The sequence below is a fragment of the Raineya orbicola genome, assembly GCF_002843425.1.
In the GTDB taxonomy this organism is placed as follows: Bacteria; Bacteroidota; Bacteroidia; order Cytophagales; family Thermonemataceae; genus Raineya; species Raineya orbicola.
On record NZ_NKXO01000050.1, the window covers coordinates 2,501 to 21,431 of the forward strand.

Below are 18,931 nucleotides of genomic sequence, written 5' to 3' on the forward strand. Positions count from 1 at the left end.
GCACGTCCTTCTTCGCCTCCAAGAGCCTAGGCATCCCCCATACGCCCTTACAACGTTTCTCAGAGTTACTACGACTCGTTATTGTAGATTGTTTCCCAACTTGTCAATGAACTTCTTGCCTCTTGTAGGCAATGCTTCTCTCCGTAGAAGTTTCTTTCAAAGTGCTAAAATTACAAACCAGCACTTCTTGTCGTGGAGAATAACGGATTCGAACCGTTGACCCCCTGCGTGCAAGGCAGGTGCTCTAGCCAGCTGAGCTAATTCCCCCCTCCGTAGACCCGCCCAGACTTGAACTGGGGACCTCTACATTATCAGTGTAGCGCTCTAACCACCTGAGCTACGGATCTATACTGATAATTCCTCCTCCTTTCCTATCCGTATCCTATATCTTAACATTTATCCTCCTGATAAATGTTATTTTTACTTAACTTCTTTAACCTGTCTTTATCTTTTTCCCTATCTCATCTAATATCTATCTCCTGACATCTAACTTCTCTCCTCTCATTGAGTTACTAAACAGCCTCACCCAGCTTCTCCATAAAGGAGGTGTTCCAGCCACACCTTCCGGTACGGCTACCTTGTTACGACTTAGCCCCAGTCATCGGTTTAACTCTAACTGGCACTGAACCTGCCAGCTTCAAGTCCACCCGACTCCCATGGCTTGACGGGCGGTGTGTACAAGGTCCGGGAACGTATTCACCGCAGCATGGCTGATCTGCGATTACTAGCGATTCCAGCTTCATACAGGCGAGTTGCAGCCTGCAATCCGAACTGAGAGCGGCTTTCAAGATTGGCTCAGTGTCACCACCTCGCTACCCTCTGTACCGCCCATTGTAGCACGTGTGTCGCCCTGGTCGTAAGGGCCGTGATGACTTGACGTCGTCCCCACCTTCCTCTCTACTTGCGTAGGCAGTTTCGGTAGAGTCCCCGACTTTACTCGCTGGCAACTACCGATAGGGGTTGCGTTCGTTGCGGGACTTAACCCAACACCTCACGGCACGAACTGACGACAGCCATGCAGCACCTTGTTTCGGGTCCTTGCGGACTGACACATCTCTGCGCCATTCCCTCACATTCTAGACCAGGTAAGGTTCCTCGCGTATCGTCGAATTAAACCACATGCTCCACCGCTTGTGCGGACCCCCGTCAATTCCTTTGAGTTTCAACCTTGCGGTCGTACTCCCCAGGTGGGTTACTTATCGCTTTCGCTTAGGCACTCACCTATACAGGCGAACACCGAGTAACCATCGTTTAGGGCGTGGACTACCAGGGTATCTAATCCTGTTTGCTCCCCACGCTTTCGTGCCTCAGCGTCAGATATAGCGTAGCAGAATGCCTTCGCAATCGGTGTTCCAAGTGGTATCTATGCATTTCACCGCTACTCCACTCATTCCATCTGCCTCCACTACTCTCAAGACAACCAGTATGAGAACCTTACAATCGTTGAGCGACTGCCTTTCAATTCTCACTTAATCGCCCGCCTACGCACCCTTTAAACCCAGTAAATCCGGACAACGCTCGCATCCTCCGTATTACCGCGGCTGCTGGCACGGAGTTAGCCGATGCTTATTCCTTGAGTACCGTCAATAACTTCCGCAGAAGCTTTTTCTTCCCCAAGAAAAGCAGTTTACAATCCAGAGGACCTTCTTCCTGCACGCGGCGTGGCTGGGTCAGACTTCCGTCCATTGCCCAATATTCCCTACTGCTGCCTCCCGTAGGAGTCTGGTCCGTATCTCAGTACCAGTGTGGGGGATCATCCTCTCAGAACCCCTACCCATCGTAGCCTTGGTAAGCCGTTACCTTACCAACTAGCTAATGGGACGCATACCCCTCTGTTACCGCCTCAGCTTTAACTACAAAGTGATGCCACCTGATAGTACTATCGGGTATTAATCTCGCTTTCGCAAGGCTATCCCCGTGTAACAGGCAGGTTGTATACGCGTTACGCACCCGTACGCCACTCTCAAGGTGTCGCCACCTATCCCGTTCGACTTGCATGTATTAGGCCCGCCGCTAGCGTTCATCCTGAGCCAGGATCAAACTCTTCATTGTAAAAGTTTATTTAATCCAAGCTGTCTCATACTCAAAGTATGACTGGTGGGCTGTTTAGCTATCCTCTCAATGAACTTATTGGGCTTATCACCCAAAGCGCTTTTTTTCAAAAAGCGGGTTACAAAACTAATACTTTGTAACCTCTTTACCAAATATTTTTAAGAAAATATTTTACTTCGCTTCTCTTATGAGCAACCCGCTGTCGCTCCTTAAATTTGGGACTGCAAAGGTATGTGATTTTTTTTTATCCTCCAAATTTTTTTGAGAAAAATTTTTAAGTTTTTTCTCAAATTTTTTTTACGCTTTTATCAGCAAGACTTAAAGCCAAAAAAACTTTAAGAACTTTTAACAACAAACTCCCTTCTCTTAAAATCACTTAAATTATGCAGTATTTCAATTTTTTTAACCCGCTCAATCCGCTTGATTGATTTTGGGACTGCAAAGGTAATACATTCAAAAACTATTCTCCAAATTTTTTGAAGAAAATTTTTTAAGTTTTTTTTCATAAACCTAAAAATCAATTGCTTACAAAGTATAAAAAATGAATTTTTGTGCCAGCCTTCTACAAGTCTGAACTTTTTGTATGAATTTTTGTTATCTGATTAAACTTAAAAAATCCTTGAATTATGGCTATAATGATAACTGATGAATGTATCAACTGCGGTGCTTGCGAACCCGAATGCCCTAATACTGCTATTTATGAAGGCGGTGTAGAATGGACTTGGGCAGGTGGTACTAACCTTACAGAAGTTGAATTGGAAGATGGTACGATTATAGATGCCAAAGCCAAACAAAAGCCACTTTCAGATGAATTTTACTATATCGTTTCAAACAAATGTACTGAATGTGTTGGCTTTCACGAAGAACCTCAATGTGCGGCGGTTTGTCCTGTGGATTGTTGTGTGCCAGACCCCGAGCACGAAGAAACCAAAGAAGAGTTACTCGCTAAAAAGGCTTGGTTGCACCAAGAAGTAGAAGCATAATTCATTCAATATATTTTGCGTTATTTTTACAGCCACAAAAATTTGTGGCTTTTTTGTTTTGTAGCAAACACTAAATTCCTTTTTGTTACGTTTGCTAAACAAAAAACTTTGTTGTATGCTCAAAAAAACTTTTACTCTGTTACTTTTCCTTTGCTTCAAACAATTGCAAGCCCAAGAAAACCCGCTTTGGCTGCGTTATCCAGCTATTTCGCCCGATGGACAAACTATCGTATTCAGCTATAAAGGTGATTTGTACCGAGTTCCTTCGGCGGGTGGATTGGCTGTGCCTATTACTTTGCACGAAGCTCACGACTTTATGCCTGTTTGGAGTAAAGATGGCAAATCCATTGCCTTTGCTTCCGACCGCTACGGCAATTTTGATGTATTTGTAATGCCCGCCACAGGCGGCGAAGCCAAAAGACTCACTTTTCATTCGGCTAACGACTTCCCTACTGACTTCACACCCGATAACCAAAAGGTTATTTTTCATAGCTACCGTCTGCAACGTGCCGAAAATATGCAATTCCCACGTACCGAACAACTTTACAGCGTTTCGGTAAATGGCGGACAAGCCCAAATGCTTTTAGACCTCAATGCCGAACACGCTCGCTACAGCCCCGATGGCTTGCTGATTGTCTATCAAGACTGGAAAGGCTACGAAGATAAATGGCGAAAACATCATACCTCTTCGGTTACACGCGATATTTGGATTTACAACACCCAAAAACAAAGCTATCAGAAAATTTCTACTTTTGAAGGCGAAGACCGCAACCCAATTTTTAGCCCCGATAGCAAAAACGTCTATTTTTTAAGCGAAAAATCTAACACCCTCAATATCTGGAAGACAGGGTTGAATGGCAAAAATCCACAACAAATTACAAACTTTGAAAAACACCCTGTTCGCTTCCTTTCGCAGGCGAATAGCGGAACTTTCTGCTTTTCGTGGAATGGAGAAATTTATACCTTGCAAGAGGGCAGTCAGCCGCGTAAAGTAAATATCCAAATCGCTACCGATAGCCGCCTGAATACCGAACGTATCGTTCCTATTTCGGGTGGTATCAGCGAAATGGCTCTCTCGCCCAATGGCAAGGAAGTAGCATTTGTATTTCGTGGCGAAGTCTTTGTCAGTGCCTTACAAGGAGGTATCACCAAACGCATTACCAACACCCCCGAACAAGAACGCTCTGTGAGTTTCAGCCCCGATGGCAGAAGCCTTGTATATGCAGGCGAACGCAACGGCAGTTGGAATATCTACCAAAGCAGTATTGCGAGCAAAGATGAGCCTTATTTTTTCAATGCCACTTTGCTCAAAGAAGAGGCTCTTGTAGCCACCAATGCCGAGGAGTTTCAGCCCGCCTACTCGCCCGATGGGAAGGAGGTTGCTTATTTGGAAGAACGCACCACCCTGAAAGTCTATAACATTACCAGCAAAAGCACTCGTACGGTGCTTGCAGGCACATACAACTATTCGTATTCGGACGGCGACCAATATTTTGCCTGGTCGCCTGATAGCCAATACCTTTTAGCAACTTTTGTACCGAAAGGAGGGCAAATTTTTATGGAAGAAATTGCTCTTGTAAAAGCAGACGGCAAAAGTGAGCCTATTAACCTTACCCAAAGTGGTTATGACGATGGAATGCCCAAATGGGTAATGGACGGCAAAGCAATGATTTGGACTTCGGACAGAGACGGAATGAAAAATCACGCTTCTTGGGGCGGCGAAAGAGATGTTTATGCAATGTTTTTTGATAAAGCTACCTACGACCGCTTTTTGCTTTCCAAAGAAGAATTAGAAATTTTGAAGGAAAAAGAAAAAGAAACTGAAAAAGAGAAAAAAGAAACTACCCAACAAACCGAAAACAAGCGAGATAAAAAAGCCAAAACCGATAAAACTGAAAACTCTAAAAATCAGTGGATTATAGATTTGAATGATATTGAAAACCGAAAAGTTCGGCTCACTATCCATTCGGCACGCCTTGCCGATGCAGTACTTTCCAAAGATGGTGAAAAACTTTATTATTTAGCTCGTTTTGAAAAGGATAATGACCTTTGGGTAACCGACCTACGCACCAAAGAAACTAAAATTCTCGCCAAAAACGCAGGCAACGCAATGGAGTTGAGCAAAGATGGCAAATTTTTACTCACTTTGGGCGAGGGTAATATTTACAAAATTGATGTAGAAAGCGGAAAAAAGGAAACTATCAGCATCAAAGCCGAAATGAATTTGAACTATGCCTCTGAAAAAAGCTATATTTTTGACCACGCTTGGCGACAAGTGGTTAAGAAATTCTACGTAACCGATTTGCACAAAGTAGATTGGAATTTTTACTACAACGAATACAAACGTTTCTTGCCACATATCAACAACAACTACGATTTTTCGGAAATGCTCTCTGAGCTACTCGGCGAACTGAACGCTTCGCATACGGGTTGCCGTTTCAGTCCGAACGCTCCCAATGGCGATAACACCGCTTCGCTGGGCGTATTTTATGATGATAGCTATCAGGGCAATGGTGTAAAAATTGCCGAAATCATTGCCAAAAGCCCTTTGGATAACGCCAAATCTCGCATCAAGGCGGGTATGATAATTGAAAAAATTGACGGCGTAGAAATTACTCCCAACTTTGATTTTTACAGCCTGCTCAACCGCAAAGCAGGTAAAAATACGCTTCTTTCGGTATTTGACCCCAATAGCAAACAACGCTTTGAGGAAGTAGTAAAGCCTATTTCAAGAAGTGAGGAAGCCGAACTGATTTACAAGCGTTGGGTAGCTCGCCAAGCTCAAGAAGTTGAAAAACTTTCTGGCGGGAAAGTAGGCTATGTACACGTACGTGGAATGAACGACCCCAGCTACCGAACCGTAGTTGAAGATGTTTTAGGCAAACATATAACCAAAGAAGCTCTTATCGTAGATACGCGTTTCAATGGTGGGGGCTGGCTACACGACGATTTGGCTACTTTTTTGAGTGGCAAAAAATATATGACAATGATACCCCGTGAGCAAGCAATGGGCAAAGAACCTATGCGTAAATGGTCTAAACCTTCGGTAGTGCTGATGAGCGAAGGGAATTACTCCGATGCTCATTTGTTTCCTGTAACTTACAAAGCCTATCAAATTGGCAAAACAATCGGTATGCCTGTGCCCGGTACAGGAACAGCCGTTTGGTGGGAAACTCAAATTGATAATACCCTTGTATTCGGTATTCCACAGGTGGGAATGATGGACAACCAAGGGAAATATATGGAAAACAACCAATTAGAACCAGATATTAAAATTGCCAACGACCCCGCTCAGTTGCTCAAAGGCAAAGACCAACAATTGGAACGTGCCGTAAAAGAACTTTTAGAAATTATTGCCAAATAAGTATTTTTGTAACCTAAACCTAAATTCATAATTGTATGAAATATCTCTCATTGTTGCTTATTATAGCCTCTTTACTTTCGGTTTCTGATGCAGAAGCCCAAAAACGCAAGAAGAAAAAAGATGAAGCCAAAAAGGAAGCAAGTGCCACCCCTGCTAATGCTCAAAATCAACAACAAAAGACGATTTCATCTATTACGAGCAAATGCAAAGCCTATCCTGGGCTTTTCAACTTGTATCAAGATGAAAAAGACGGCACCGTGTATATGCTCATCAAAAAAGACCAACTGGATAAAGAATATATTTATTTCAGCCATACCGTTGATGGCGTTTTAGAAGGTGGGCATTTCAGAGGAAGTTTTAGAGATAATAAAGTTTTTACTATCAAGCGTTATTTTGAAAGAATTGAGTTTATCACACTTAATACCGCTTACTATTTTGACCCCAACAACGCCCTTTCCAAAGCCAAAGATGCCAACATCAATAATGCCGTGATGATTTCAGAAAAAATTGAAGCCGAAGACAAAGAAAAAGGCGAAATTCTCATCAAAGCTGAAAAAGTGTTCTTGGCAGAAGAGTTTTCTCCCATAAAGCCTAATTATCCTCCTACTTATCAGGGTTTTAGAGTGGGTAATTTGAGCAAAGATAAAACCAAGTATGCCTCTATCAGGAACTATCCAAAAAATACTGATGTAGTAGTGGAATATACTTTTGATAACCCTACTCCACAAGGAGGCACCAGCGATGCAGTAGCCGATGGGCGTTTCATTACGATTAAATCACAACATAGCCTTATAGAAATGCCTCAAAATGATTTTACCCCTACCCTTGACGACCCTCGTGTGGGCTACTTCACCACCCAAGTAACCGACCTGACAGGCACGACTTCTACTAATTTCAGAGATTTAGTTCATAAATGGCACTTGAAAAAGAAAAACCCTAACGCCACCCTTTCTGAACCCATTGAGCCTATTGTATTTTGGATAGAAAAAACAACTCCTTTGGAGTTTCGTGAAACTATAATGAAAGCAGGTTTGGCTTGGAACGAAGCCTTTGAAAAAGCTGGCTTCAAAAATGCCATTGAAATTCGCATTCAACCCGATACTGCTACTTGGGACGCAGGCGATATTCGCTACAACGTACTGCGTTGGACATCTTCGCCGCTACCTCCTTTTGGAGGATATGGACCCTCTTTTGTCAATCCTCGCACAGGGCAAATCTTGGGTGCTGATATTATGCTGGAATATACCTACATTCTCAATGCGATGCGTAATGATAAAATTTTTGAAACCACTGCCATTTCCAACAACCTTTTGGAAGCAGAGCAAGAATTTATCCGTTTTCACAAAAACCACGCTCATTTCTGCTCATTGGGATACCACTTGCAAGTGCATAATATTTTTGGGCATACCGCTCTTGACCTTTTAGGGGCTGATGAAAACCAGAGGAAAAAATATATTGAAGAAACGCTCTATTACCTTGTTCTACACGAAATGGGGCATACTTTGGGCTTGAACCACAATATGAAAGCCACTCAACTCCATAGCCCTGAAAACTTACACAACGAAGAGCTAACCCGCCGTGTAGGTTTGCAAGGTTCGGTAATGGATTATCCTTTACCTAATATTGCTTCCGATAGAAGCAAACAAGGACAATATTTCACCACCAAGCCCGGTCCTTATGATATGTGGGCAATTGAATTTGCCTATGGCACAATGGAAAACCCACAAGCCGAAAAAGAACGCTTGGAAAAATTACTCGCTCGCTCTACTGAGCCTGAACTCGCCTTCGGAAATGATGCCGATGATATGCGTAGCTCTTTCAGCGGTATTGACCCCCGTGTGATGATTTTTGACCATTCCTCTGATATGATTGCCTATGGTGCAGACCGAATGAAATTAGTGAACGAAATGCTTAAAAAGCTCAAAGATGAGTACATCAAAAATAATCCTAACCGCTCTTATGATGAGCTTTTGGTACGTTATTTAGCTCTTACAGGACAAAAATTCAATTCGGCAAATGCTATTTCTCGCTATATCGGGGGAGTGTATGTAGATAGAGGTTTTATAGGACAAAAAGGAGCTACACAACCTTACACACCTGTACCCGCTCAAGAGCAAAAAAGAGCTATGAAAACCCTTGCCGATAACGTTTTTGCCCCTGATGCAATGAAAGCACCTTCGGATTTGTATAATTATCTGCAACAACAACGCAGAGGCTTCAACTTTTTTGGTCGTGGCGAAGACCCTCGTATCAATGAAAGAGTGCTTTCAATGCACGCCAGCATTCTAACGCACCTTTTAAGTCCTGTAACCCAACAACGTATCTTAAACTCCGAACACTATGGCAACGGCTACAAACTCGCCGATATAATGAACGACCTAACCGACGCCATTTTCAAAGCCGACTTGAACGGCTCGGTAAATACTTTCCGACAAAATTTGCAAATAGAATATGTAGGCAGATTGATAGCAATAGCAGGTTTGGGTAATACCCCTTCGGTATATGTCTATCCTGCTCAATCCGTAGCCTTGTATCAGCTCAATCAGATTCGTAAAATGTTGAAAGGTAACCTTACAGGCGACACGGCTACCAAAGCCCATCGCGAACATATCGTGTATAGAATAGAAAAAGCCCTCAACGGCAAATAAATTTTCCAAAACTTCCCGAAAAATCATAAATTTGGGAAGTTTTTGCGTTTTTAGAATAAAACATAAACAGGCTTTATGAAAAAGATTTTCGTTTTTTTGTTTCTGATAGTTTGGGGAAAAGAAACTTTTGCACAAGAATTGCCCCAAGCCAGTCCTATTTGCAAAATTGAGCAAAGAATAGGGCTTACTGATGTCAGCCTTCGTTATTCACGCCCCAGTGTGAAAGAACGCACCATTTGGGGAAATTTAGTTCCCTACAACACACTTTGGCGTACAGGGGCAAATGCCTGCACGGTGATTTCGTTTTCGGATAATGTAGTTTTAGCAGGACAAAATATTCCTGCGGGAGAGTATTCAGTTTTTACCATTCCTGCACAAGACGAATGGACTTTTATTCTAAACAAAAATACCAAACTCTGGGGCACAGATGGTTATAAATCTGATGATGACCTTGTACGTATCAAAGTGAAACCCGACCTCAACGCCCCTTTTACAGAAACAATGACCTTCTTTTTTGATAACATCAAGGTAGATGCCGCAGACCTTGTTTTTGCTTGGGATAGACTGCGTTTCGCTCTGAAAATCAGTGTAGATACCGATACCAAAGCTCTTGCCAATATCAAAAAGGCGGTGAGTGAAGCAGAAAACATTTACCGAACCTACAATTCTTCCGCTACTTACCTTTTAGATAGCAACAAAGAGCTTTTGCAAGCATTAGATTGGGCAAAAAAATCCGTAGCTATGAAAGAAACTTACTGGAATACCTACACACTTTCCCGAGCCTATGCCGCCAATAAACTTTTCAAGGAAGCTATCGCTACCGCTGAAAAATCCTTAAAACTTGCCCAAGAAGCTAAAATGGAAACCTACGTAAAAATGAACCAAAAAAATCTTGAAGAGTGGAAAAAACAAAAAATGAAATAAAATATTTTAGGGTGAGAGCATAAACTCACCCTATTTTTTTCTATGCAAACTGAAATTTCAAGTACTTGATTTTTTCTCCTTCCTGCTCAAATATTTGTTCGTACTTAGTTTTTATCCCAAAATGCTCTGTCGCATATTCCGAAGCATACAAATCATAGGTAAAATGTAAATTTTTAATTTGTTGCTCTCGCAAAACTTCCAAAGTATATTCAAAAAGTCCTGTATTATCGGTTTTTAGATGTACCCAACCCTCTTTTTGTAATAAATTGCGATACATTTCCAAAAAACGAGGGTGTGTGAGCCTACGCCGAGCATCGGCTTCTTTGGGACGTGGGTCGGGGTGAATAAGCCAAACTTCTGCTACTTCTTGGGGAGCAAAAAAGTTTTCAAGATTTTGTATGTATGTACGTAAGAAAGCTACATTCAACAGGTTTTCTTTCAAAGCCTCCTGACTACCCTTCCAAAGTCTTGAACCCTTGATATCCACACCAATAAAATTTTTATTCGGAAAAACTTTTGCCATTCCCACCGAATACTCCCCTCTCCCGCAGGCAAGTTCCAATACTATTGGGTTCTGATTTTTGAAAAAATCACTATGCCATTTTCCTTTACAAACTTCATAAAAAGGCTTTCCTGCCTCAATGACATTCCAACTTTGCTGATTTTGTGCAAAACGTTCTAATTTTTTTCTACCCATCGCTTTTGGTTAGTTTGTTTTTTGCTTGCAAAGTTGTAAATTTGTTTGAGGTTTTCAAAAATTCACTATGCCAAGTATTTTGCTCAATGCAGGGTGGCGAAGTATTCAAAGTTTTATAGGGCTTTTTGTGCTTTTTTCTGATGTTTGGGGACAGCGAAATCTTTACACTTTTCCTATAAAACCTAATGACACCACTTTCTCGCAAATCATTCTTTCGGGGAATGTAGGCGAAATCCGTCCTAATCATTTACATTGTGGTTTAGATATAGTGGGTGAAGATTATGAGCCAATTCATAGTATTTACAAAGGTTATGTAAGCCGTATCAAGGTTTCTTCTTATGGTTATGGGAATGTGGTGTATATCACCCACCCCGAAATCGACCACGTGAGCGTTTATGCACATCTGATTGATTTTAGCCCGAAAATTCGCAAATATGTACGCAAAAAGCAGTACGAACAAGAAAGTTTTGAGGTAGAACTTTTCCCCAACCCCGAAGAATTAGCCATAGAAGCCAAAGAAACTATCGGCTATATGGGTAACACGGGCAATTCTTTCGGCACGCATCTGCATTTTGAAATTCGTGACATAGCCGATTTTGTGCTTAATCCGCAAGATTTTTTTGCTGTGCAAAAACACGACAAATTGCCTCCTCGCTTGCTGAAAGTAGCTGTTTCCCCCCTTTCCCCTGAAAGTAGGGTAAATAGTAAATTTCAAACACAAATTTTTACTCCATTGCCTTCGGCAAAAGGCTGGAAAATTCCGCAAAAAATTAAATGTTACGGCTTGGTTGGCATTGAAGGGCTTACTTGGGATATTGTTAGTGGTTCTAAAAGCAGTTTTGCAACCTCCAAAGTTCGTTTGCGTGTAGAGGGTAAAGAAATTTTTGCTTTTCACATTACTAATTTCCCTATTTACGAAATATATGCCCTTAATTTGCATATCAATTATGCCTTACTTTTACAGACAGGCAGTAGCTTTCAGAGATTTTACCAAACCGATGGCAACCGATTAGGGATTTACAAAGGAAATGGTAAAATTTTCGTTGAAGATGGCAAAAATTATGCAGTAGAAGTAGATTTAGAAGATACCAACGGCAATAGCCGAACATTAGAACTCACTCTACAAGGCGAAAAACCCGATTTTAATGAAACCGATGAGCTACTTGCCACAGGGATTTTGAGCTATGATATTGTTGAAAATACGCTCATTGTACGTGGCAAATACCTAATGAAACCCAATACCAAAGGCTCTATTGAACTTATCTTGCAAGACGGAAAAAGCCTGAAAATTCCCCTTGCTTACATTGAAAAAGGCAAAGAAGCTATTTTTTTGTACGATTTACGTAAAGGTTTGCCAAAACTAATTCGCTCCCAAAATATAGAATTACCCTTCAATAAACAGCTTATTTTTCCTAAAAAAAATACTTTCTTTGAAAATGAACTGATGAAAGTTTTTTTCCCAAATGGGGCTTTGGCTGATACGGCTTATTTAGATTTTTCAGCAAAAACTACACATTTTTACATAGGCAAAATCAACGAGCCTTTGGTGTGGGACGTAGAAGTTACTTATCAACATCAAAAAAATAATGTAAGTAACGTGCTTGACCTCAAAAAAATGTTCATTAGGCATAGCAGAGGCAGAGAATTTTTAGAAAATCTCAACGATAGCACTTTTGCTATTCGTTCAGGCTACCTAACAGGCGATTTCAAATTTGTGCAAGATACTAAGCCGCCTACTATCAGATTGCTTCGCAAAAGCCCTGAAAAGTTAGTTTTCCAAATCACTGATGACGCTTCGGGCATTTCGCACTTCAAAGCATATCTGAACGGAAAGTTTCTGCTTATGGAATATGAGCATAAAAATGCTACCCTCTGGACAGAAACTCATTATACCGAACCCCTTACGGGTGAATTTGAGTTGCGTGTGTGGGATAAAGTAGGAAATATGCAAGTATGGAAAATAATTTTGTAATTTTTCGTAGAGACGCATTATGATGCGTCTCTTTTGATATATCAAGGTTGCATTTTACCAACAATTTCAGGAGAAATACCCATAGATGAAAAGCCTCCGTCGTGGTAAAGATTTTGCATCGTTACATAACGCGTGAGGTCTGAAAAAAGCGTAATGCAGTAATCAGCACAGGCTTCAGCAGGGGCATTGCCCAAAGGCGACATCATATTGGCATACTCAAAAAAAGCATCAAAGCCCGAAACGCCTGTTCCTGCGGTGGTTTTCGTAGGGGATTGCGAAATGGTATTGATACGCACTTTTTTGAGCCTTCCGTAACGCTCCCCATAACTGCGAGCAATAGACTCCAGTAGTGCTTTGGCTTGAGCCATATCCGAATAATCGGGGAAAGTACGTTGAGCGGCAATATAGCTCAATGCCACTACGGAGGCATATTCGTTCAGGGCATCTAATTTTTCGGCTACCTGCAACATTTTATGAAAAGAAATTGCCGAAATGTCTAAGGTTTTCATAAACCATTCATAGTTTAGGTCGCCATATTCTTTGCCTTTGCGAACATTTGGACTCATACCGATAGAATGCAGTACAAAATCAATTTTCCCCCCTAAAATCTCCATTGATTTTTTGTAGAGGTTTTCAATATCTTCTACCGAAGTAGCATCTGCTCCAATCACTTCCGTTTGGCAGTGTTGAGCAAGTTCGTTGATTTTACCCATACGCAAAGCCACAGGAGCATTGGAAAGAACAAAGGTTGCTCCTTCTGCTTTAGCTTTGAGAGCCACCTGCCAAGCAATAGATTTTTCATCTAATGCACCCGTAATAATTCCTTTTTTTCCAGCTAATAAATTGTATGCCATAATTCTTAAATTTAATAAAACCAAAACATTTTGGGCAAATATAGCTATTTTTCCAAGCCAAGCTCACACAAAATCAAAATTTTAGATTTCCAAAGGTTACTTTTATGTAAAATAGGTATTAAAAGAAAATTTGGGGCAAGATTTTGAAAATACAAGTGCAATGGCTAAATTTCTGCTTTCAATCAAGGCTCAAATGAACGAAGCTTTGCAACACTCGGAAGCAGATATTATTTCGGCACTTCGGCAAGGCGATAGTAAGGCTCTGGAAATCATCTACAAGCAACACTATCCTGCTGTTTTGCACTTTATTATTCAAAACAATGGCACCGACCAAGACGCCAAAGACCTCTACCAAGAGGCAGTGATTATTTTATACGAAAAACTGCGTCAAGAGCATTTTCTGCTAACCTGCCAAATTAAAACTTTTTTGTATTCGGTTTGCAGAAAATTGTGGCTCAAACGCTTACGCGAAAAAGGCAAATACTTCGGTAAATTAGAAGATTTTGAAAGTTTTTTGCCTTTGGAAGAAGACGAACTCGGCATAGAAGAAAATGAGCAAAAGCTCGGGGCAATGGCAACCGCTATGGAGCAACTCGGCGAACCTTGCCGAACCTTGTTAAAAGATTTTTACATCAGCGGGCTTACTATGCAAGATATTGCCGAAAAAATGGGCTACACTAATGCCGATAATGCTAAAAACCAAAAATATAAGTGTCTAGTCAGGCTAAAAAAGCTCTTTTTTGAAAAATATAAAAAGTTTGAAGTGTAGTGTGGTTGAATTCTTTTGAACCTTGAAAACTATGAACTTACAACAAAAATACGAATGGATTGAAAACTACCTCGCAGGTAAGTTGGAGGGTAATGATTTAAGCGATTTTGAAGCCAAAATGCAAAATGACCCTGCTTTTGCCCAAGAAGTAGAAGAACATAAATTTTTGTTGGAAACCCTTGCCCAAATGGCTCAACGTGAGCAGTTGAAAGCTCAAATGAACCTCTTTCACAAAGATTTGGATAAGCACAAGGCTTGGGTTTTCTACAAGCACCCCATTATTCAGAATTTTTGGAAAAAACATTTCCCCACTATGGCAGTAGCCGCTTCAGTAGCTATTCTGACTGCCGTAGGTGTGCTTTGGAATGTAAAAAATTTCAATCAGTTAGAGGATAAGCAAACGGCTTATTTTCGCTCGCTCAAAAAAGATATTGATGATGTAAAAAAACGTCAGAATTCTTTGGAGGAGAAATCGGAAAAGGAAAATATTACTCAACCCATAGACCATACCGCTACTGCTTTTGTAATTTCCGCCAATGGCTATTTGCTTACTAATTATCACGCTGTAAAAGATGCCGATGCGATTTTTGCCGAAAGCAGGCAAGATTCCTTACAACGCTACCAAGTAAAGGTTTTCTATAAAGATGAAAAAACCGATTTGGCAGTGCTGAAAATAGAAGATAGCTCTTTCCGAGGATTCAGAAACTTGCCTTATGCTTTGCGTTTGGAAGCGGATTTGGGCGAAGAGGTTTTTACACTTGCCTACCCTCGCGAAGATATGGTATATGGAAAAGGTGAAATTTCAGCACGCACAGGCTTTGAAGGCGATAGTTTAGAATATCAAATTTCTGTACCCGTAAACCCAGGTAATAGCGGTGCCCCCCTCTTTGATGATAAAGGTTTTCTGATTGGCGTTATCAATCGTAAGCACACTTTGCAAGAAGGGGCGGCTTTTGCTATCAAGGCAAAATACATCAAAAAATTGATTGATAGTGTAATGCAAGGGCAAAAACCTGAAAAACCTATTCTTTTACCCTTGTTCAACAACATTGCTTGGCTCAAAAGACCGCAACAAATCAAAGCCCTGCAAAATTATGTTTTTGAGCTAAAAGTACATAAAGCTACCGATATAACAGCAAGCAAGTAATAAAAATAGGGCAGGAAACAAGAAACAGGAAGCAGAATATACTCAAACTCCCTAACCTTCTACCCCTTCAAAAAATGAGCGGCGAAGTCTTTTAGAAAGATTTTGCCGCTTATTTTTTGAGCATTGATTTTCACATAACAGCAGGAGAAAATTTTTTGGTGTGTTTGTAAAAAATTATGTAACTTTACATTTGTAGATTGTACTTTTCAAGTTCAAAACCATAATGTTATGAAAAAAAACTACTTACTTTCACTTTGCTTAATGTGTTTTGTGCATTGGAGTAATGCTCAAAACTTGCTTGGTGTTGCTAATAGCAATTATGCAGGCACTAATGGCTTGTATCTGAACCCCGCCAGTATTGCGGATAGCAAGCACCGATTTTTTCTCAATTTTCTTACTTTTGATTTTTACGTTGCCAACAACTATTTCCAATCAGGACAAAAAGTAATTACTTTATTACAAGGCTATGAAAATTTCAAAGTAAGCAAAATGATAGAAAGAAGTAACGGCAATTTTTTTGGACAAGGTATTGATTTTCGTCCTTTCAATTTTTTAGTTAGACTTAACGAAAAAAATAGCATTGCCTTCGGCTTGCGTCCTCGTTTTCTTATCAATGCTACTGACGTCTCGCAGAATATCTACACACTTGCACGTTTTGAAGGAGAAAATTTTTCTGATGTATATCGCAACCAGCTTTTCAAAGATGCACGCGGAAATTTGAATATCAACGCTTTGGCAGAATACCGAGCCAGTTATGCCCGTACGCTTTGGAGTGAAGGTAGCCATTATTTGAAAGCAGGTGCGACCTTAAAATACCTACAAGGTTTTGGCGGGCTGACCATTCAAGGAAAAAATGTAGATTTCTTCATTGATGACAATGACTACTACAATATGCAAAAAGGCGAAATTACGATTGGTTACAGCGACCCTCGTTTTGCTAATTTTGATGAGTTTCAAGATGTTTTCCAAGGAAGGCTCGCTAATGGCTTGGGAGCTGATGTGGGGGTTTCTTATGAATTTCGCCCTAATCCCAACGAAAATAAATACCAAATGGACGGCGAAACTCGTACCGACCACCGAATGATTACTTACAAGTATCGCGTAGGTTTATCTCTTATAGATTTGGGAGGAATTACTTACAAACTGCAAGAATCTCGCTTCTACACCATCAACAAGAACACGCTTACCATTGTAAAACGCTTTGATGTTACCGAACCTGATACTTTGGCAGAAGATTTAGGTGCAAACCTAAATCAGATTACTGCTCCTTACAAAACCACACTCCCCACTATGCTTTTTACAACCTTTGATTACAAACTCGCTAATAAACTTTACGCTAACCTTACTTACGGACAGAGTTTGCGGCGAAAAAGTGCTATCGGTATGCACCAAGCCTCTTTCGTAGGGATTACACCGCGTTATGAAAGTCGCTTGTTAGAATTTGCTGTGCCTGTGATGTTTAGCGAGAATTTCAGCAATTTTAATGTAGGTCTATCGCTTCGTTTAGCATATTTGTTTGTGGGTTCGGATAATATCATTGGCACGCTTTTCAGCGAAAAAGCCAGCGGTGCCAATATTTATACAGGGCTGAATTTGCCTATTTTCAACAAAAAACGTCCCAAAGATAGCGATGGTGATGGCGTTAGCGATAAAAAAGACAAATGTCCCAACTCCACAGGTAGTGTAGGCGGTTGCCCTGATAAAGATAATGACGGCATTGCTGATGCCGATGATGCTTGCCCCGATGAAGCAGGACTTGCCGAGTTTCAGGGTTGTGCCGATAGAGACGGCGATAAAATTATTGATAAAAACGACCTTTGCCCCGACCAGCCCGGTTTGCGTGAGTTTCAGGGTTGCCCTGATACCGATGGCGATAAAATCCCTGATAAAGATGACGCTTGCCCCAACGAAGCAGGACTTGCCCAATTCCAAGGTTGTCCTGATACCGATGGCGACGGCTTGCCCGATAAAGATGACCTCTGCCCTCGTGAAGCTGGTTTGCGTGAGTTGCAAGGTTGCCCTGATAAAGACGGCGACGGCGTAGCCGATAAAGATGATGCCTGCCCTGATATACCCGGCTTAAAAGATAATAAAGGTTGCCCCGCTAATAAAATTGAGGAAGATAAACTCGCCGCTATTGCTCGTGAGATTCAGTTTGAAACAGGAAAAGCTACTATCAAGCGTCAATCTTTCCCTATGCTTGATGAACTTGCCCAACTAATGCTCAAATACAACGAAGCAAAAATTCAAGTAGAAGGGCATACTGATAATGTAGGTAATAAACAAGCCAATAAACAGCTTTCACAACGCAGAGCCAATGCCATTAAAAATTATTTGGTGAAAAAGGGTATTAAGCCTGAAAGAATTACCGCCATCGGATTTGGCGATGAACGCCCCAAAGACGGTTCTACTGATATAAAAGCGGGTAATCGCACCCCCGAACAAAGAGCCGCCAACCGAAGAGTAGAAATCAAATCTTTGTAACAAAAAAGCAGGCGATAACATCAATTTTAAGTGGTGTTATCGCTTTTCTGTTTGAAAATGTTTTTCAGAAAAAAAACAAACTAATAGTATTTTATTTAACAAAGAGCAAAATACTGATTTTCAAAAACTTGTATGTATTTACTCGAAAAAAATCAAAAAATTCTTTTTTTTTTTTTTTTTTTTTACAGCTTTGCGATGTAAGAATTCTGTATGCACCCGGGAATCAGAATATCTTACCGTAACGTTACGTCTCAAAATTTATGTTCAACTCAAAAAACAGAATTTCTTATGAAATCTCAAGAAAAAAATCAAGAACTAACAAAAGCAGTAATTCAATTAGAGCCTATTCAAACCAAAGATGAGGTCGTATTTGGTGGATTTACAGATGTGCTTGTAGCAACTTTTTCAGAAGGTTCAACTACAAATACTAATACTTGTTCTAATACAAATTGTTCAGGTGCTACTTGTAGAACAAACAAATTTATTTGCATAAGTAAAGATTAAAATTTTATTTTGCGTTACACGGAAAGCGTATAACGCTTTTTTGAAAAACTAAACAACCTGATTATGAAAAAAAAAGTGTTGATTGAAAATCTCTCAATTACAGAGAAAGAAGCCATTTATGGAGGTTTTTCTGATTGTATAAGTATGGATGAAGATACTTTTGGTTTCAGTACAAATCCTACTTACCACGACAGAATATGCCACAATATCAATTGTACAAAAACTTGTGAAGCCAAAGAAAGTTCAAAAAAAGATACATTAACGAAATTGTCTAAACGAGAAAAAGGCAAAAAAATAAAATACCAAAAACATAAAACAAACGAAACCGCTTGTATAACAAATTCTTGGGTTTGTGTAGAACGTTGATAATTAAGTCTTTTACTTGTTGTAAAATAATATGAAGTCATTTAGTCCTCCGACAAAAGTTGAATAGTTTTTACAAGTTGTGGATATTGGGTATCATTTAAGAGGCAATATTGCAAAAACAGGAAACCATACCTAAAAAAAGAGAACTCTCTACGCCCGTTAGGACA

The 18,931-nt window shown here is 40.5% G+C and carries 12 protein-coding genes, 2 tRNA genes and 2 rRNA genes (1 of these 16 only partly in view); 10 read left to right on the forward strand and 6 right to left on the reverse strand.

Features of this window, described 5'->3' with window-relative positions; translation table 11 throughout:
- From Rain11_RS12320 to Rain11_RS12335, 4 genes are all read right to left on the reverse strand, one after another.
- Positions 1-61: ribosomal RNA gene (locus Rain11_RS12320) — 23S ribosomal RNA — on the reverse strand (its annotated part extends 2,500 nt beyond the left edge of the window); the annotation flags it as partial.
- A 132-nt stretch (positions 62-193) separates the two neighbouring features.
- A tRNA-Ala gene (locus Rain11_RS12325) sits at positions 194-267 on the reverse strand.
- 6 nt (positions 268-273) lie between these two features.
- Positions 274-347: transfer RNA gene (locus tag Rain11_RS12330), tRNA-Ile, on the reverse strand.
- 192 nt (positions 348-539) lie between these two features.
- Positions 540-2,052: ribosomal RNA gene (locus Rain11_RS12335) — 16S ribosomal RNA — on the reverse strand.
- Between the two features lie 626 nt (positions 2,053-2,678).
- Between Rain11_RS12335 and Rain11_RS12345 the strand changes: the two genes are divergently transcribed.
- The 4 genes from Rain11_RS12345 (at position 2,679) to Rain11_RS12360 (ending at position 9,971) form a co-directional block, all read left to right on the forward strand.
- Positions 2,679-3,035 carry a 4Fe-4S dicluster domain-containing protein gene (locus tag Rain11_RS12345; RefSeq protein WP_101359679.1) on the forward strand — a complete coding sequence of 119 codons (357 nt, stop codon included), beginning with the start codon at positions 2,679-2,681 and terminating at the stop codon, positions 3,033-3,035.
- A 115-nt stretch (positions 3,036-3,150) separates the two neighbouring features.
- Entirely contained in the window at positions 3,151-6,399 is a 3,249-nt protein-coding gene (locus Rain11_RS12350; protein ID WP_101359680.1) for a S41 family peptidase, read from the forward strand.
- 35 nt (positions 6,400-6,434) lie between these two features.
- The gene (locus tag Rain11_RS12355; RefSeq protein WP_101359681.1) at positions 6,435-9,047 is read left to right on the forward strand and encodes a zinc-dependent metalloprotease; all 2,613 of its coding nucleotides are present in this window, start codon (positions 6,435-6,437) and stop codon (positions 9,045-9,047) included.
- Positions 9,048-9,122: 75 nt separating this feature from the next.
- Complete coding sequence (locus tag Rain11_RS12360; protein ID WP_101359682.1) at positions 9,123-9,971, forward strand: DUF2911 domain-containing protein; 849 nt, start codon at positions 9,123-9,125, stop codon at positions 9,969-9,971.
- A 40-nt stretch (positions 9,972-10,011) separates the two neighbouring features.
- Here the strand turns inward: Rain11_RS12360 and trmB are convergent, their stop codons facing one another.
- Complete coding sequence (gene trmB, locus Rain11_RS12365) at positions 10,012-10,668, reverse strand: tRNA (guanosine(46)-N7)-methyltransferase TrmB (RefSeq protein ID WP_101359683.1); 657 nt, start codon at positions 10,666-10,668, stop codon at positions 10,012-10,014.
- 67 nt (positions 10,669-10,735) lie between these two features.
- Here trmB and Rain11_RS12370 point away from each other — a divergent pair, with 67 nt between their 5' ends.
- On the forward strand, positions 10,736-12,640 hold the full coding sequence (locus tag Rain11_RS12370; RefSeq protein ID WP_101359684.1) for a M23 family metallopeptidase: 1,905 nt from the start codon (positions 10,736-10,738) through the stop codon (positions 12,638-12,640).
- Between the two features lie 41 nt (positions 12,641-12,681).
- Here Rain11_RS12370 and Rain11_RS12375 read toward each other — a convergent pair whose 3' ends face one another.
- Entirely contained in the window at positions 12,682-13,494 is an 813-nt protein-coding gene (locus Rain11_RS12375; protein WP_101359685.1) for an enoyl-ACP reductase FabI, read from the reverse strand.
- A gap of 160 nt (positions 13,495-13,654) precedes the next feature.
- On the opposite strand from Rain11_RS12375, the gene Rain11_RS12380 reads away from it, so the two are divergent.
- The 5 genes from Rain11_RS12380 to Rain11_RS12400 all read left to right on the forward strand — a co-directional run bounded on the left by Rain11_RS12380 (position 13,655) and on the right by Rain11_RS12400 (position 18,764).
- Positions 13,655-14,263 (forward strand): RNA polymerase sigma factor, encoded by a 609-nt coding sequence (locus Rain11_RS12380; protein ID WP_243390593.1) that lies wholly within the window; start codon positions 13,655-13,657, stop codon positions 14,261-14,263.
- Between the two features lie 31 nt (positions 14,264-14,294).
- Complete coding sequence (locus tag Rain11_RS12385; RefSeq protein ID WP_101359686.1) at positions 14,295-15,410, forward strand: S1C family serine protease; 1,116 nt, start codon at positions 14,295-14,297, stop codon at positions 15,408-15,410.
- 228 nt (positions 15,411-15,638) lie between these two features.
- A complete protein-coding gene (locus Rain11_RS12390) occupies positions 15,639-17,894 on the forward strand; it encodes a DUF5723 family protein (RefSeq protein WP_101359687.1) in 2,256 nt (751 codons plus the stop codon).
- 288 nt (positions 17,895-18,182) lie between these two features.
- Positions 18,183-18,398, forward strand: a complete 216-nt coding sequence (locus Rain11_RS12395; protein WP_101359688.1) for a hypothetical protein — start codon at positions 18,183-18,185, stop codon at positions 18,396-18,398.
- A 63-nt stretch (positions 18,399-18,461) separates the two neighbouring features.
- On the forward strand, positions 18,462-18,764 hold the full coding sequence (locus Rain11_RS12400) for a hypothetical protein (protein ID WP_101359689.1): 303 nt from the start codon (positions 18,462-18,464) through the stop codon (positions 18,762-18,764).
- Positions 18,765-18,931 lie beyond the last annotated feature (167 nt).